Below are 14,929 nucleotides of genomic sequence, written 5' to 3' on the forward strand. Positions count from 1 at the left end.
CAATGGTGACCCGCGTGAGCGGTTACCGGCATCGCGGCGCTGCGGCCGGGTTGGTCTGCCTGCTGTCCGTGGCGATGCTGTCGGCGTGCACGTCACCGTCTGAGCCCGAACCGTTCCGCCCCTCTTTGGTCTGGGCGCCCTGCCCGGACGACGTCGAGACCACCTTCCTCTCTCCGCATGAGTGCGGAACGCTCACGGTGCTGGCCAACCGAAGCAGGCCCACCGGGGCCACCGGGGCCACCGTCAAGCTCCTCGTCGCCAAGGTGCCGCCACCAGCGGGGGCCACCATGCCCGGTCTGGGCACCAGCTTCGGCCCCAACTTCGGCGACGCCGAGGCCGTCGGCGGCGCCATGGCAGCCGGGACCGCGCGCCTGGGCCGCACCAACCTGCAGATGGAGTGGCGTGGCTCCGGTCCACACAACCAGCCGTCGTTACGGTGCCCCGAGGTCGACCCAATCGGGGTGCGTGCCGCCGGAGCCCCGAACAACGACCCAGGCTTGCGCGGAGCGTTCGTCGCCGCAGTCGCCCAGTGCGCGAAGCGGCTGCGGGCGAGCGGCGTGGAGCCGGCCGACTACACGTCAACGGCCATGGCCCAGGACATGGAGGACCTTCGGGTCGCGGCCGGAATCGACCGTTGGGCCATGGGTGCGTCGTACGGGACGCAGTCGGCCGTGTTGTTCGAGTACCTCCGCCTCTTCCCCGGACGGGTACAGGCGGCGTACCTCGACTCACCGGCTTTCACCAGCCCAGCCAACTTCCACGACGGAGCAGTCGCTCTTCAAGGCCGACTCGACACGCTCTTCGACCTGTGTGCGGAAGATGCCGCCTGTCGAGGGGCATCCCCTGATCTGGAGGAGCTCTGGACTCAGGCCCTGGAGCGCACGAGGACCCACCCGTTGCGTGGGACGGCCATGGTCGGAGCCGAGCAGGTCGCCGTTGTCGTGGACGCGCCGAAACTTGTGCGGGCCGCTCGGTTCGCCCTCGGCGGGGAGGGTGGCCAGCTGGCGGCCCTACCCAGGATCATCACCGGGGCCGCGCACGGCCAGCTCGCGCCAGAACTCGCGACCATGGTGGCCAGCGACCCCGCTTTCTGCAGTGGTTACCGGCCACAGTGCCGGGACAAGCGGTTCAGCTTGGGCGTCTTCCTCACCGACCTGTGCAGCACCTGGCCGTCCCGCGGCACTGCGCCGGAGACGACCCGAGGGCTCGAAGACCAACGCGCGGTATACGCCGCTGTCTTCGAGGAGTCCCCGTACGCGGACGCCTGCGCAGCATGGGACGTGCCGGTGCGTGCGGCACCGTCCCCGAGTAGCGCCCGTGACGTGCCGATGCTGATGCTGACGGGCGACCTCGACTCGTTCAGCCCACCGGCCACCGTCCGGGACGCAGCGGACCGTTTGGGTCCGGTCGCGTCCGTGCTGCTGGTGCCGGGCGGAATCCACAACGTGCTCGGCTTCTACGAGTGCGCGATCACCGCACGCAACAACTGGACCCGTAGACCGACACAGCCAACATCGAACGATGCGTGCCACACCGCTCCCGCGGTCACCTTTCGGTGAGCAGACCAGTAAGGCAGCCGCGCGCGAGTCGACGCGCGGCGGTGTCCAGCTCCGGCCGGCGCTCAGGCCGGTGCTTCGCCGCCTGGACCTCCAACTGGTCTGATCACGTTGAAAAGAGGCGCCAACCCGGCCACGCCCGCCACCAGAGAGAGCACGGCGGACATGATGCTCAACGGGTGCGGACCGTCTCGATTGCGTCACAGCACCACAAAACGGTCCCCGCGATGTCCGTGCCGGCACCTACGTTGGGCCGGCGCCCGCACGCGCATACCGACGCCGCTCCTGGAGGAACCACGTGAACCGCACCGCCCGCCTTGCCTTGCCCGTCGCCGTCCTGGCGCTGGCGTTGACCGCCTGCGGGAACGCCCCCGAGCGTGCCGTCACCGTCGGCACGCAGTCGCCTGCCGCGAAGGCTGCCCAGACGAGCGAGGCTGCCCCCAAGCCCAAGGGTGCCGGTGACAAGCTGAACGCCAAGCAGGTCAAGGCTGCACTGTTGGCCGTGGGTGACATGCCGACCGGGTGGGCGGCGGCCGAGTCCGAGCCGGAGAAGGACGACACGTCGACGGTTGAGCCGGCGTCGTGCCAGAAGCTGTTCGACAACATGGACACCTCCGGCAAGAAGGTGAAGGCGAAGAACAAGGCGAAGACGTCGTTCACCCAGGGCGGCATGCTCGGCGTCCAGTTCGAAGAAGAGGTCGCCTCCTTCGACGACGACAACCAGGGCGACAAGGTCCAAGGACTCGCGAAGGTTCTCACCGAGTGCTCGAAGATGACCGTCGTCGACGGTGCCGACCGCATGCCGATGACGATGACTGGGCTGTCGTTCCCGAACCTGGGCGACCAGACCCTCGCCTTCCGAGCCAAGGCGAAGTCCGACGGCATCGAGGTCGTCATCGACGCCGTGTTCGTCGCCGTCGGGCACAACGTCGTTTCGTTCACCGCCGCCGGCCTGACCCCCATGGCCGGAGACGACATGGAGAAGGTCGCCCGGGCCGGCATGGACAAGGTCGCTACCGCCGCCAAGTCCTGACCTCACACGCCATCGCGGGTGCCGCGGTAACCCCCGGGGTGCGGGCCCGCTGCGGGGTGTCTGCGCCCGTTGCCAGCGTGGTCCTAACCGCGGCGTGTAGACCACTACACACTCCACGGGGCCTCGGTTGGTCGCGGTGGAACTGCGGTGGAACTGCGGTGCGCCGCTGAATCCGGCATCGTCACTGGCAACGGGGTCCTGCGACGCTGACTTCATGCCGGCGGTCAACCATCAGCGTTGCCAACCATGGTCAAGGACTTCGCTGCAACCCTGCCTGCGATTCGGAGCGCCTTGACCATCCCGGCCTTGCGGGAACGAACTGTGACCTACGACCCTGCCTGCGGGTACGTGTTCCTGCGATCGTGGAGGCTCGCCCAGGAGGTGCACTGATGACTACCCGACCTCGTGACCCACGTCCCGCGGCCCCCACGGGCTATGCGACGCACGGCGGCCGGCACGACCACGCGGCTGCCGCCCGCGCCTACCGTCGCGCCTGGTGGTCCCTGACCCTGTACCCGCTCACGTTCCTGCTTGCGTTCGGCCTCGGCGAAGGCATCCTGGCCTTGCTCACCGACGACCCCGAGCATGCCGCGTTCTGGCAAGGAGCTCTGGCGGCTGTTCCCGCCCTGGTCGTGTTCGTCATCCCCGGCATCCTTGCCATCACCCACGGACGCACTGCGGTACGTCTGGGCCGCCGCGCTGGCCGCATTCCTGCCATCGTCGGCGGCGTCGTCGGTGGCGGCTTCATCGCGACCAATCTGGCTGCCTTCATTAACGGACTCATCACCTCTGGCTGAGCGCACCATGACGGGCCCTCGACCCCGGTGAGCTGTCGTCCGGGCCCGGCGCAACGGGGGTGGCGGACCCGGCTGACCGCCACCCCGCGGCTTCGACTACGACCGGTCGTCGTGAAGCTCGCGCAGGACAGCCGCCATGTCGGGGGTGTTGTGCCGGTTGTACGGCAGCTTGGCCAGCAGCATGCCCATGGCGCAGCTGTTCGTCACCGCTGCTCCGGTCAGGCCGGCACCGATGCCGGCAGAGACCCACTTGGCCCACGGGACGATGGTGCTGGCGACCACGCCGGCCAGGACGATGCTGCCGGCGACCAGGCGCACCTGTCGTTCGAGCTCCCACGTCTGCGCGCCGCGGGTCAGCGGTCCACCCGCGGTTTCCCAGGCGGTGATGCCGCCGGTCAGGACGTGCAGGTTCTCCAGTCCGGTCGTGGCCAGGACGGTTTCTGCTTGGGCGGCGCGGGCGCCGGAGCGGCAGACCAGGACGATGTCGTCGCCCAGGTGGGTGCGCAGCTCATCCTTGTGCTCGCGCAGCAGGTCCAGGGGGACGTTGTAGGACCCGGGGATGTGGGCGGTGGTGAACTCGGCGGGGCTGCGCACGTCAAGCAGGCGCGGGCCGTCAGAGGTGGTGAGCCAGTTCTGGACGGTGTGAGCGTCCAGGGCGGCGGGGCGCCGCAGTCGGGTGCCCGTCGTGGTCGCCGCAGGGACGGTGGGGGTGGTTGTGCTGGGGTGGGTCATCGTTTCCTTTCGAGGGTGTGTCGGGTGACTCCCGGCACACGTGTTGAGGGCGCGCCTGGTGCGGCCCGGGGGCATGCCGCTGGTGGTGTCGCTGGTGGTGTCGCAGGTGGTGCCGCTGGTGGTGTCGCAGGTGGTGGCGCTGGTGGTGTCGCGGGTCAGAACAGGGCGGGGATGCTGCGCGCAGCGGTGTACAGCGCGACGGCGACGAGCAGGACGGCGAACGCGCGGGTCAAGTGGGAGGGCTTGACGCGGGAGGTGATGCGTCCGCCGAAGAGGCTGCCGATGATGGCGGCCGCGGTGAACCCGGCGATGAGCTTCCAGTCGAGGTGGGTGCTGCCGGTGGTGACGCGGGCGGTGAGGGCGGTGGCGCTGTTGACGGCGATGACGAGCAGCGAGGTGCCGACGGCGACCGGCATGGGGAACGACAGGGCCAGGACGAGTGCTGGGACGAGGACGAACCCGCCGCCGACGCCGAAGAACCCGGTCAGCAGGCCCACAGCGGTTGCGGTGACGACGACCTTGGCCAGGCGTGGGCACGCGCAGGTGATGGGGTGGAAGGTCAGGATGGGCTCGACGGTGGGGTCTTCGAGGTCGCCCGCGACGTCGGTGCGCCGTAGCGAGCGGCGGATCATGAGGGTGGCGACGACGAGCATGAGGCCGGCGAACGCGGTCAGCAGGACCTGCGGGTCGACGCGGGCGGCGAGGGCGGACCCGGCGAAGGACCCTGCGGTGCCGAGGGCGCCGAACATCAGGCCCTGACCGAACCGGACCCGGCCTGCGCGGGCGTGCGGCAGGAGGGCGATGAGCGAGGTGGCGCCGACGATCAGCAACGAGCTGGTCGTGGCCGACCGCGGGTCCTGGTCGAGCAGGTAGACGAGGGCGGGGACGGTGAGGATGGACCCGCCACCGCCGAGCGCGCCGAGCGCGAGGCCGATGAGAAGTCCGAGGGGCAGTACCAGGGGCGACACGGTGGGTGTTCTCTCCTAGGTTTCGTGGGCCCGTCGGGGACCAGCGCAGGGGCGCCGGCCCCGACGGGTTGACCAGGACGCGGTTCGGGGGGTGCGCGTCCCGGTAGGGCGCCGCCGCCAGGGGGGGATGACGGCGACGCCCAGCTCTGTGGGGTGAGCGGGTGGCTCAGTTCCGCCCGAAGAGACGTCCGAGGAACGACCCGCTGCTGGCGGCAGCCTTCTCGTCGGCGGTGTGGCCGGGGCAGCGGTCGGCGCGGGGAACGCCGGCCATGACCTGGTCGACGTGCTGGCCGCAGCCGGCCCAGGTGGTCTTGCCGCAGACCTTGCAGTTCACGGGACGGCACACGGTGGTTCTCCTTGGGTGTGGTGAAGCGAAGGGTTGGTGGTCAGGTCAGGTGTGGTCAGGCTGCTGTGGTGATGGGCAGGCCGGAGCTGGCGGCGTGCTCGCCGAAGCTGTCGTCGACGGCCACCACGGGGATGCCGCGGGCGGCGAGGACGGACGCGGCGATCGAGGCGCGGTACCCACCGGCGCAGTGCACCCAGACCTCACCTGCCGGCACGTCGCCGATGCGGGCGAGCAGCTCGTGCAGCGGGATGTTCACGGCCCCGTCGATGTGCCCGTCGTCGAACTCCGAGGCGCGGCGGACGTCCAGGACGGCGACCTGGCGGTGGTGGCGGACCTGGGCGAGGTCGGCGAACACGGCGCGCTCGAAGGTGCCGAGCGGGTTGTCGGTCCACTGGTCCGGGGTGCCGGTGGCGGCGCCGGCGAGGTGGTCGATGCCGATGCGGACCAGCTCACGCTGAGCCTCGGCGACCTGCTGCGGACTGTCGCCGAGCAGCGTCAGCGGTGTTCCCCAGGGGATGAGCCAGCCGAGGTAGGTGGCGAACTGCCCGTCGAGGCCGAAGTTCAGGGTGCCGGTGACGTGGCCGGCGGCGAACGCGGTGCGGGTGCGCAGGTCCACCACCCACTCCCCGTCCGCGATGCGCGCGGCGAGGGTGTCCTTGTCGGCGCTCTCTGGCGTGGTGAGGTCCGGTGCGCCGGGGCCGGAGCTGTTGGCGGGGGCCATGTGCGCGTAGTAGGCGGGGTAGGCGTCGAGTCCGGCGAGGGTGTCGGCGACCCAGCGCTCCTGCTCTTGGGTCAGGGCGGGGTTCTGGCGCTTCTCGTCACCGATGGTGGAGGCGGTGGTGTCGCCGGTGGATCCGGCGGAGCAGAACGACCCGAAGCCGTGGGTGGGAAGGACGTGGGTGTGCTCGGGCAGCTCGTCGGCCAGGCGGTGCGCGGAGGCGAACTGGTGGTGGACCAGGTCGTGGGTGTGGTCGTGGCCGAGCAGGTCCGGGCGGCCGGTGGCACCGAAGAGCAGCGACCCGCCGGTGAAGACCCCGACCGGCTCGAACGCCTCCCCGGCAACGGGCGCCGCCTCGAGGGCGTACGACAGGTGGGTGTACGTGTGGCCCGGGGTGGCGATGGCGCGGACCCGCATCGTGGCGGACACCTCGACGACGTCGCCGTCGCTGATGGGCGACCGCTCGTAGGACACCTCGTCCGCGGCGTTGACGTGGTACTTCGCGCCGGTGGCCTGCGCGAGGGCCAGCCCGCCGGTCACGTAGTCGTTGTGGATGTGGGTCTCGAACACGTCGCTGATTCGCACGCCGGCGTCGGCGGCCAGGGCCAGGACGCGGTCGATGTCGCGCTGCGGGTCGATGACCACGGCGACTCGGCCGTCGTGGGCGAGGTAGGAGCGGTCGCCGAGAGTGGGCGTGTCGATGGGGATGATGACCGGCGTGGTCATGGTCGTGCCTTTCGTGCTCGCGCTGGTGTTCATGGGTGGTCCTTTCCGGGACGCGGTCGTGAGGGAGGCGCTGCGGTCAGGCGGTGGGGCGCTGACCGGTCACGACCGGGCGGCCGCTGGTGGCCCAGGCGGAGGTGCCACCCGCCACGGACAGGGCGTCGAAGCCGGAGTGGACGAGGTAGTCGGTCATGGCACCGGAGCGGTTGCCGCTGGCGCAGATGACGTACACGGTCCGGTCGCGGTCGAGCTCGCTGGTGCGCGACGGAAGCTGGCCCATCGGCATCAACACGGCACCGGGGACATGGCCGCCGACGTACTCACCGGGCTCTCGAACGTCGATGACGGTGGCGCCGTCGGCGTGGGCTGCAGCGAACGCGTCGAGGCTGACCTCGGTCATCTGACTGCTCTCCTTCATCTCGAAACTGATACCCAGCGGGGTATCTGGTGAGGCCAACGCTAGTACCCCCAGGGGCATTCCAGTCAAATCGAGGAAGGCGCTTGTGATGTACCCCACGGGGTATCGTCGGGGCCGTGGGAATGGATAAGACTGGGCGAGCGCTCCATACCCCAGCAGGTATCCTCACCTCAGCAGACCAAGGAGCATCCACATGAGCACCACGACCCTGACCGGGCAGAGCTTCGAGTCCACCATCACCGCCGGTGGCATCGTCCTGGTCGACTTCTGGGCTTCCTGGTGCGGCCCGTGTCGCCAGTTCGCACCCGTCTTCGAGGCGGCCTCGGCCCAGCACGAGGACATCGTGTTCGGCAAGGTCGACACCGAGGCCGAGCAGGCCCTGGCCGCTGCTGCGAAGATCACGTCCATCCCCACCCTGATGGCGTTCCGCGACGGCATTCTGGTGTTCTCCCAGCCCGGCGCGCTGCCCGCGGCCGGCCTCGAGCAGGTCATCGCGGGTGTTCGCGCCCTGGACATGGACGCCATCGCCGCCCAGCTCGCCCAGCAGAGCCAGCCCGCCTGAAGCACCAAGTGGCTTCCACCCCAGACCACCGATAGCACTGACCCGAGGAGACCCCGTCGTGAGCTACGCACTGAGCACCACCGTGAACCAGCCCTTCGCGCCCACGCTAGAGGCGACGCGGTCCGCACTGGCCGACCAGGGCTTCGGCGTCCTGACCGAGATCGACCTCGCCGCCACCCTCAAGGCCAAGCTCGACGCCGACATCCCCGCCCAGGTCATCCTCGGCGCATGCCGGCCCCCGCTGGCATACGCAGCCGTCCAGGCCGAGCCGTCCATCGGACTGCTCCTGCCGTGCAACGTCGTCGTGCGAGCCGTCGACGACACCACCACCCTCGTCGAAGCCATGGACCCCAAGGTCATGGTCACCATGACCCGCAACGAGAACCTCACCGACGTCGCCGCCGACGCCCGCGAACGCCTGACTGCCGCCCTGGCCGCCCTCACCGCCTGAACCACCGCCCAACCCCGCACCTTTCGCCCAGCACCCTCCGCACACCAAGGAGCACCCCGATGGTCACCCTCAACACCGACGACATGACCCCCGTCATCAACCGCCTGCGCCGCGCCCAGGGCCAGCTCGGCGGCGTCATCCGTCTCATCGAGGAGGGCCGGGACTGCCGTGACGTGGTCACCCAGCTCGCCGCCGTCAACCGCGCGCTCGACCGGGCCGGGTTCGCCATCGTCTCCTCCGGGATGCGCGAGTGCATGTCCTCCCCCGACGGCATCAACGCCGAGGACCAGGCCACGATGGAGAAGCTCTTCCTCACCCTCGCCTGACATGCCGACATCACCCCCGCCCACGACACGAGCCGCGGGCCACACCGACGCACCCACCCTGGGCCTGCGCGCGAACCTGCCGCAGTTCCTGCTGCTGGTGGCTGTCAATGCCCTCGTCGGTGGCATGCTCGGCCAGGAACGCACCGTGCTGCCACTGCTCGCAGCAGGCGAGTTCGGGCTCACCGCCCACACGGCAGCCCTGACGTTCATCGCCGCGTTCGGACTGTCCAAGGCCGCAGCCAACTACGCCGCAGGCACCTGGTCCGACCGGTACGGGCGCAAGCCCGTCCTCGTCGCCGGGTGGATGCTCGCAGTGCCCGTCCCGCTCCTGCTCATCTGGGCTCCCACGTGGACCTGGGTCATCGTCGCCAACATCCTTCTCGGCATCAGCCAGGGCCTGACCTGGTCCACCACCGTCGTCATGAAGATCGACCTCGCCGGGCCCGCCCGACGCGGCCTCGCGATGGGACTGAACGAAGCCGCCGGGTACGGCGCCGTCGCGGCGACAGCTCTGGCCACCGGCTACATCGCCGCCCATGCCGGACTACGACCCGAACCGTTCTACCTCGGTATCGCCTTCGCAGCCCTCGGCCTCGGCGCCTCCGTGCTGTTCGTCCGAGAGACCCGCGGCCACGCCCACCACGAAGCAGCCACTGCGCCTGCCACGCACGCCAGTTCGGCGACGCTGACCAACCGAGACATCTTCGCGGCCACCAGTTGGCGCGACCGCACCCTGTCCTCGGTCAGCCAAGCGGGCCTGGTCAACAACCTCAACGACGGCCTCGCCTGGGGACTGTTCCCCGTCCTGTTCGCCGGCGCGGGCCTGTCAGTGAGCCGCATCGGGTGGCTCGCCGCGGCATACCCCGCCGTGTGGGGGCTGGGACAGGTCGCCACCGGCGCACTGTCCGACCGATGGGGGCGCAAACCGTTCATCGTCACCGGCATGCTCACCCAAGCGGTCGCCCTGGCGCTGGTCGCTCTGGGTGACACGTTCGGTACCTGGCTAGCCGCTGCCGTTCTCCTCGGAGCCGGCACCGCGATGGTCTACCCGACCCTGCTCGCCGCGATCGGCGACGTCGCGCACCCCGCCTGGCGGGCACGGTCGGTCGGCATCTACCGACTCTGGCGCGACGGCGGCTTCGCGGTCGGCGCTCTACTCGCCGGCGTCATCGCCGACCTCTGGGGGGTCCGCCCCGCGATCTGGGTCGTTGCTGCTCTCACCGCAACCTCCGGCCTCATAGCGCACCGTCGCATATCCCCGCGAACCCCGGCTTCACCTGCCGCTTGACTGCCCAGAGCTACGGACAGCGGCGGGACTCCCCAGCCGTCAAGAAGTACTCCTTGACGACGGCGGAACTGTTGGAAGCGCCGCTTGACTCTGTGACTTTCTCGGCATCCGCCGGAGTAGGTCTTCGTAACTACGACGCGGGCACGGCCCTCCATGCAGGGCAGGCGGGGCTGATGGCCTGACTGCTGACGGAGCAGTTGTTGCCGCGCGTTTGCGTCAATAGCGGGCTTGCCGGACGGCAAGAAGGGGCGGTCCCTAGTGCACGATCGTAATCGTTCTGCCGAAAGAGCCCATGCGAGGAACAGAGCAATCCATGGGTCAACTGAAGTGACAGCAGACCCGACATGGAGTGCATCTCAAGCCGGACCTCGCCCTCCCAGATCACGGACGGCCAAGCTTGGTGCTCCGTCCCTCTCGAGGCGCCACAGCGCCCGTGCCGTCGCAGTTTCGACACGGCGCGTTTGGGTGGCCGAAGAGTCCGCGCCCGTCGTGGCGATGGCGCGACCCAGCACTTCGGCAGGATCGGCATGATCCGGCTCGCTGTGCCTCGTCGCATCGTCCGGGTCGTGTGCGGTGTCGACATAGATTCGGTTCGACTCCCGGCCACGGGTAGCCATGACGTACAGCGGCTCGCGCGTCGTGGTCGCGGTGACGTAGGCGTGGGCAGTGTCGACGGTGCGGCCTTGGGCTCGGTGGGCTGTGGACGCGTACCCGAGTTCGAGATGCTCAGCGACATAGGCGGCCGGCAGGATCGCCACCTCCACGCCATCCGGGCGGGTAAGTCGCACCGACCCATCATCCCGCGTCTCGCGAACGATCCAGTCGTCGCCGTTCTTGACCCAGCCGCGACCCGTGGACAGTGCGCGGACGTTCAGTCTGGTGACGACCACGTCCCCGACCCCGATGGTCGTGCCGTCAGAGGTGGTGACACCACCGTCGACAACTGCGCCCACTGCGACACTGTGGGCTCGGGCTCGCGCGTTGAGATCCGCGACGGTCTGGGCGTCAGCGGCGATCATCAGTGACTGCCGTCCGGCGCCGGTGTCGCCGAGCCACGCGTCAAAGAGCAGGTCAAGCACGTCCTCCCGGGCGCCCGCCTCGATCCGCCCGTGCGTCAGGTAGGTGTCGGCGACCTCGGGGTTGCCGGCGCGCAGCTGGAGGGTGGCGTCGCGTTCCCATTCGTGGCGGAACCGGCGTACGTCGTGCAGGGTCGCCACATCGGCGCCCCGGTCGTCGGCGAGCAGCTCAAAGGCTCCCCCGGCCTGCACTGACGACAGCTGCGCCCAGTCCCCCACCAACAGCACCTTCGCCCCGGCCCGGGTCGCGACGGCGGTGATGTGGTCCAGGTCCTTGGTGGCAGCCATGGACGCTTCGTCGATGATGACCAGCTGACCGGGCCGCAGGGTCCACCGTCCGTATGCGGCCCGCTCCACCGCGGCACGCTGCTGCAGTTGGCGAGTGGCAACGCAGGGGTACGCGCCGGAAAGCCGCGCCGCATACTCGCGCAGGCGCTGTTCGCGTTCGGGGGTGCGCTGGTTCTCGCTGATCCACTTCGCCGTGTTCTCAGTGGTGACCCCGACAGCGTCGGCCAGGACCTCCGCGGACGCCGCCGACGGGGCCAACCCGACCACCGACCCAGGCCCGTGCTCGGCCTCCCACGCCGCCCGCACCCCCGCCATGGCAGTCGACTTACCTGTCCCCGCGGCACCGACCAGGACGTCCAGTCGTCGGCCGGAGGTGACCACAGCGGCGACGGCATGAGCTTGCTCCGCGGACAGGACATGCTCCTTGCCGGGCACGATCATGCGACCCAGCCGGGCCGTGACGGATGTGCTGACGGCGGGACCATCGCTGGCTTGTCCGGCAGCCAACAGTCGGGCTTCGGCGTCGAGGAGTTCCTGGGTGGCGTAGACCTCACTGTTGCGGGCTCGCAACATGCTTGACCCGTCCACGCGGCGCAGGTGCTCCGGAACGTGCAGGACCTCGGCCGGAGTGAGCATGACCGCACGGTCGGCAGCCAAGGTGGCGGTCCGCTCGGCCACATGAATTCGGTCGGCCGGGGTCGCGAACCGGACCCCATGCAGCTGCCGGTGTACCTCGGCCAACAGATTCGCCCTGGTGAACGTGGCCCGCTTGTCCGCGACCTTCGCCACCACCAGCGTGGCCGCGTCGGCGAGGATCCCCTCCCCCAGATCGTGGGCGGTGACGAGCCTCTGAGTGTGCCGCCCGGCCAGCCCGGCAACCCACGCCGGCTGGTCATAGCCGACAAAGTCACGGCCGCGAACACGCCAACCCTGGATGAGTTCGGCCAGCGGTTTGACCTGCTTGGCCTCGCGGGTGGCCAGGGTCGCCCGCTGCCGCAGCCCGATCACCTCTCGTGCCGAGGGTTGTCGACCGCGGGTGGCCATGAACGCATCGACCAGCTCGTTCTTAGCCTTCTCGATCACACTCGAACGCTGCGAGAACTCCTCCCGAAGCTCCTTGCCGACGCCGTCGACCTCCCACTTCGGCTCCGTCGACCGAGCCCGTTCCTGCGGCACCCACGCCCACCCCAAGTCCTTGGTGAGCTCGTCCGCGAGGAGACCGTTGTACAGTTCGGACATGCCGACCGCGGCCCGGAACAACCCCTTGGAGTCCAAGGTCCGCCAGCGACCATCCACCACCGACTGCACCCGGTTGAGCACGACCACGTGGGTGTGCAGCTGGGGGTCCCCCGCACGAGAGTCCCAATGGTCGAACGCGGCGGCGACCACCCCACGCACGTCCTCGATGATCGCGCCCGCGTGGCCCGTGCGGGTCGCGAACACCTGCGACTCCCCGTACGCGATCACCGCCTTGAGGGCGCGCTGGTGCGCCGCGTAGATCCGCGCCCGGGTGGGTTCGTCCGCCAAAGCCCACGCCACCGACACGCTCTTCGGCACAGAGAACGTCAGGTCGAACCCAGCCACCGACGCCTTCGCCTTCCGCACCCTGCCGAGGTGGTCGACGAACACCATCCCCGCACCGGTCGGCGGTCGCCCGAGCTGCTCACCGGTGACCGGATCCTGCAGCATCCCAAGCATCCTCCACAGCTGCTCCTCGGTGACCTGCGAGCCAGGCTCGACCCCCGCTCCCCCAGCGAGACCCGCGAGACCGGCGCCCAGAAACCAGCCCGGCGGCGTCCCGGTTGCTGCGTAGTACCCGGTCAGCCCAACGACCTTGGTGGCCTCGTCGGCCCGAGCCACCGACGACATCAGATAGCGGTACCCCGCACCGAGCGTCATGCGCCTGATCGACATCGTCATAGTCGGACAACGGGGTCGTGGGGGCACCATCGACACCCACCCGACCACCTTGGTGCCAGACGTGTGGATCCGAGGTTGGGCCTGACGCAGACGGGGTGGAGCGGAGGGAGCCAGCGCGGGCTGGCGGGAGGGCCGTGGGGACGAGACCGGTGACATGGGTCAGAAGGTGCCGGGCGTGGCGGTCTGGGGTCGAGGGCGTGTGCCGCGTAGGTGGGGACGGTTCGTAGGGCCCTAGGCAGCGCCTGGCAGTCAGGTCCGGGTGGTTCATGCGAATGGTGCCCCGTGGCGGCCGTTGACCTGACACACGAATCGAGGAGGAACTCATGAGTCGCCCCTATCCCGTTGGCCAACAAGCCCGGCTCCGCCTGTTGGAGGCGCAACGGGCCGAGACGCAGGCCCTTCGCGAGGTTGACAAGGTGGCGCGCCGCCTCGACTCGCTGGTCGGGCGCCTCGACGCGATCGATCTCGAGCTCGCCATGGCCGAGTCCGACCTCGTGTCGGTCTCCGGACTGTCTCGAGCCGCCCAGCTCCTCGAAAGGCAGCCTCGCGAGCTCAGGCGACGCGTGAAGCTGGCGGCCCAGGCCGCCGGTGATGACAAGCCCCCTGGTGCCCGGCCGGCCGCCGGGACCGGAACGTCGCCAGGTGCACATCCGTCGACGACGTGACCGCTACACACCAAACCGCACCCCTGCGTATGGTGTGGCAGATGCGGGGCGACCGAGTCGATTGGGCGCGTGCCCAGGCCGAGCAGTTCATGTCGACCTTGGGTCGACGTTGGGCGCACGTTCAAGCCGTTGCAGCGCGAGCTGCGTCTCTTCCGTTCGAAGGCGGGGATCGGGAACTACTGGTGGCGGCGGCATACCTCCATGACATCGGCTATGCCCCCGGGCTCGCGGCCACTGGCTTCCATCCCCTCGACGGCGCCCGACACCTTCGCTCGTTTGGGGAGGAGGACTTGGCGCGTCTGGTCGCCCACCACACGAACGCCAAGCATGAGGCGGGACTGCGCGGGATCGAGGACTACGAAGACGAGTTTCCTTTTGGGGGAACGCTCCTCGACGACGCTTTGACGTTCTGCGACTTGAGCACGAGTCCCGATGGGCAGCTCGTGACCATCGAGGACCGTCTGGCGGAGATCGTCGAGCGGTACGGCCCCGATCACGTGGTGGCTCGCACCGTCCTCGCTGGCATGCCCGGGTTCGAGCGCGGTCGCGAACGGGTTCGACGACATTGCGCAGAAGCCGGGGTCTCCCTCTAGCGAACTGCCGGCGCTCCGCCAGCAAGGTAGTCGCTGATCCGCAGCCGGATCGATGGGACCATCGGCAGCTCGGCGATCTCGTCGGCTGTGAACGCCTGCACCTCGTGCGACTCGTCACTGACCTCGATGTTCCCGCCTCGGACCCGCGCCAGGACGCAGATCGAAAACTCTTGGCGGACCTCACCGTCGTCGTATGCGAAGACGTGCTTGGGGTCGCTGTAGACGCCGACGATGCCCGTGACCTCGACCTCGAGGCCCGTCTCTTCGAGGGTCTCACGGACCGCGCACCCGGCCACGGACTCGCCGAGCTCCATCACACCGCCCGGCAGTGCCCACATCTCATTGTCGCGCCTACGCTGAAGCACGATCCGGTTGTCGTCGTCGATGACCACGGCCGAGGCGGCAGGCACCAAAGAGTTGGCCGGCGGTGCGGCAGGGTCGTCGTAGAAGTCGCGCCGGCCCATGGCTC

16 protein-coding genes are annotated in these 14,929 nt (G+C 69.5%); 9 read left to right on the forward strand and 7 right to left on the reverse strand.

Features of this window, described 5'->3' with window-relative positions:
• Window positions 1-14: 14 nt before the first annotated feature.
• From ASC58_RS20225 to ASC58_RS20235, 3 genes are all read left to right on the forward strand, one after another.
• Window positions 15-1,559 (forward strand): alpha/beta hydrolase, encoded by a 1,545-nt coding sequence (locus ASC58_RS20225; RefSeq protein WP_157598593.1) that lies wholly within the window; start codon window positions 15-17, stop codon window positions 1,557-1,559.
• 295 nt (window positions 1,560-1,854) lie between these two features.
• Entirely contained in the window at window positions 1,855-2,589 is a 735-nt protein-coding gene (locus ASC58_RS20230) for a hypothetical protein (RefSeq protein WP_056920558.1), read from the forward strand.
• Between the two features lie 389 nt (window positions 2,590-2,978).
• Complete coding sequence (locus ASC58_RS20235; protein ID WP_056920559.1) at window positions 2,979-3,386, forward strand: hypothetical protein; 408 nt, start codon at window positions 2,979-2,981, stop codon at window positions 3,384-3,386.
• A 96-nt stretch (window positions 3,387-3,482) separates the two neighbouring features.
• Here the strand turns inward: ASC58_RS20235 and ASC58_RS20240 are convergent, their stop codons facing one another.
• The 5 genes from ASC58_RS20240 to ASC58_RS20260 form a co-directional block, all read right to left on the reverse strand.
• Window positions 3,483-4,118, reverse strand: a complete 636-nt coding sequence (locus ASC58_RS20240) for a rhodanese-like domain-containing protein (protein WP_082553513.1) — start codon at window positions 4,116-4,118, stop codon at window positions 3,483-3,485.
• 155 nt (window positions 4,119-4,273) lie between these two features.
• Window positions 4,274-5,086, reverse strand: coding sequence for a sulfite exporter TauE/SafE family protein (locus tag ASC58_RS20245; protein WP_056920560.1), 813 nt, complete (start codon window positions 5,084-5,086; stop codon window positions 4,274-4,276).
• 166 nt (window positions 5,087-5,252) lie between these two features.
• Window positions 5,253-5,432, reverse strand: a complete 180-nt coding sequence (locus ASC58_RS20250) for a hypothetical protein (RefSeq protein ID WP_056920561.1) — start codon at window positions 5,430-5,432, stop codon at window positions 5,253-5,255.
• A gap of 55 nt (window positions 5,433-5,487) precedes the next feature.
• Window positions 5,488-6,909, reverse strand: a complete 1,422-nt coding sequence (locus ASC58_RS20255) for an MBL fold metallo-hydrolase (RefSeq protein ID WP_235529348.1) — start codon at window positions 6,907-6,909, stop codon at window positions 5,488-5,490.
• A 43-nt stretch (window positions 6,910-6,952) separates the two neighbouring features.
• The gene (locus ASC58_RS20260) at window positions 6,953-7,291 is read right to left on the reverse strand and encodes a rhodanese-like domain-containing protein (RefSeq protein WP_235529349.1); all 339 of its coding nucleotides are present in this window, start codon (window positions 7,289-7,291) and stop codon (window positions 6,953-6,955) included.
• Between the two features lie 193 nt (window positions 7,292-7,484).
• Here ASC58_RS20260 and trxA point away from each other — a divergent pair, with 193 nt between their 5' ends.
• Genes trxA through ASC58_RS20280 form a run of 4 tightly spaced genes read left to right on the forward strand, consistent with a single transcriptional unit; the run spans window position 7,485 to window position 9,918 of the window.
• The gene (trxA, locus tag ASC58_RS20265; protein WP_056920563.1) at window positions 7,485-7,853 is read left to right on the forward strand and encodes a thioredoxin; all 369 of its coding nucleotides are present in this window, start codon (window positions 7,485-7,487) and stop codon (window positions 7,851-7,853) included.
• A 58-nt stretch (window positions 7,854-7,911) separates the two neighbouring features.
• Window positions 7,912-8,304, forward strand: a complete 393-nt coding sequence (locus ASC58_RS20270; protein WP_056920564.1) for a DUF302 domain-containing protein — start codon at window positions 7,912-7,914, stop codon at window positions 8,302-8,304.
• A gap of 59 nt (window positions 8,305-8,363) precedes the next feature.
• Entirely contained in the window at window positions 8,364-8,630 is a 267-nt protein-coding gene (locus tag ASC58_RS20275) for a metal-sensitive transcriptional regulator (RefSeq protein WP_056920565.1), read from the forward strand.
• A 1-nt stretch (window position 8,631) separates the two neighbouring features.
• Complete coding sequence (locus ASC58_RS20280) at window positions 8,632-9,918, forward strand: MFS transporter (RefSeq protein WP_056920566.1); 1,287 nt, start codon at window positions 8,632-8,634, stop codon at window positions 9,916-9,918.
• Between the two features lie 356 nt (window positions 9,919-10,274).
• Here ASC58_RS20280 and mobF read toward each other — a convergent pair whose 3' ends face one another.
• A complete protein-coding gene (gene mobF, locus ASC58_RS20285; RefSeq protein WP_235529350.1) occupies window positions 10,275-13,196 on the reverse strand; it encodes a MobF family relaxase in 2,922 nt (973 codons plus the stop codon).
• A gap of 329 nt (window positions 13,197-13,525) precedes the next feature.
• Here mobF and ASC58_RS20290 point away from each other — a divergent pair, with 329 nt between their 5' ends.
• Together ASC58_RS20290 and ASC58_RS20295 are read left to right on the forward strand one after the other, a co-directional pair.
• On the forward strand, window positions 13,526-13,867 hold the full coding sequence (locus tag ASC58_RS20290) for a hypothetical protein (RefSeq protein WP_056920568.1): 342 nt from the start codon (window positions 13,526-13,528) through the stop codon (window positions 13,865-13,867).
• Between the two features lie 89 nt (window positions 13,868-13,956).
• On the forward strand, window positions 13,957-14,460 hold the full coding sequence (locus tag ASC58_RS20295; protein WP_235529351.1) for an HD domain-containing protein: 504 nt from the start codon (window positions 13,957-13,959) through the stop codon (window positions 14,458-14,460).
• Here ASC58_RS20295 and ASC58_RS20300 read toward each other — a convergent pair.
• On the reverse strand, window positions 14,457-14,924 hold the full coding sequence (locus tag ASC58_RS20300; protein ID WP_056920569.1) for an NUDIX domain-containing protein: 468 nt from the start codon (window positions 14,922-14,924) through the stop codon (window positions 14,457-14,459). The genes ASC58_RS20295 and ASC58_RS20300 overlap by 4 nt on opposite strands.
• Between the last annotated feature and the right edge of the window lie 5 nt (window positions 14,925-14,929).

Origin of the sequence: Phycicoccus sp. Root101 (assembly GCF_001426245.1) — a bacterium.
Lineage (GTDB): Bacteria > Actinomycetota > Actinomycetes > Actinomycetales > Dermatophilaceae > Pedococcus.

Bases quoted from the DNA above. Each gene is read 5' to 3' on its own strand.
- ASC58_RS20235 (WP_056920559.1), top strand. From the start codon at position 2,979: ATGACTACCCGACCTCGTGACCCACGTCCCGCGGCCCCCACGGGCTAT.
- ASC58_RS20240 (WP_082553513.1), bottom strand. From the start codon at position 4,118: ATGACCCACCCCAGCACAACCACCCCCACCGTCCCTGCGGCGACCACG.
- ASC58_RS20255 (WP_235529348.1), bottom strand. From the start codon at position 6,909: ATGAACACCAGCGCGAGCACGAAAGGCACGACCATGACCACGCCGGTC.
- ASC58_RS20260 (WP_235529349.1), bottom strand. From the start codon at position 7,291: ATGAAGGAGAGCAGTCAGATGACCGAGGTCAGCCTCGACGCGTTCGCT.
- trxA (WP_056920563.1), top strand. From the start codon at position 7,485: ATGAGCACCACGACCCTGACCGGGCAGAGCTTCGAGTCCACCATCACC.
- ASC58_RS20275 (WP_056920565.1), top strand. From the start codon at position 8,364: ATGGTCACCCTCAACACCGACGACATGACCCCCGTCATCAACCGCCTG.
- ASC58_RS20280 (WP_056920566.1), top strand. From the start codon at position 8,632: ATGCCGACATCACCCCCGCCCACGACACGAGCCGCGGGCCACACCGAC.
- mobF (WP_235529350.1), bottom strand. From the start codon at position 13,196: ATGTCGATCAGGCGCATGACGCTCGGTGCGGGGTACCGCTATCTGATG.
- ASC58_RS20290 (WP_056920568.1), top strand. From the start codon at position 13,526: ATGAGTCGCCCCTATCCCGTTGGCCAACAAGCCCGGCTCCGCCTGTTG.
- ASC58_RS20295 (WP_235529351.1), top strand. From the start codon at position 13,957: ATGTCGACCTTGGGTCGACGTTGGGCGCACGTTCAAGCCGTTGCAGCG.
- ASC58_RS20300 (WP_056920569.1), bottom strand. From the start codon at position 14,924: ATGGGCCGGCGCGACTTCTACGACGACCCTGCCGCACCGCCGGCCAAC.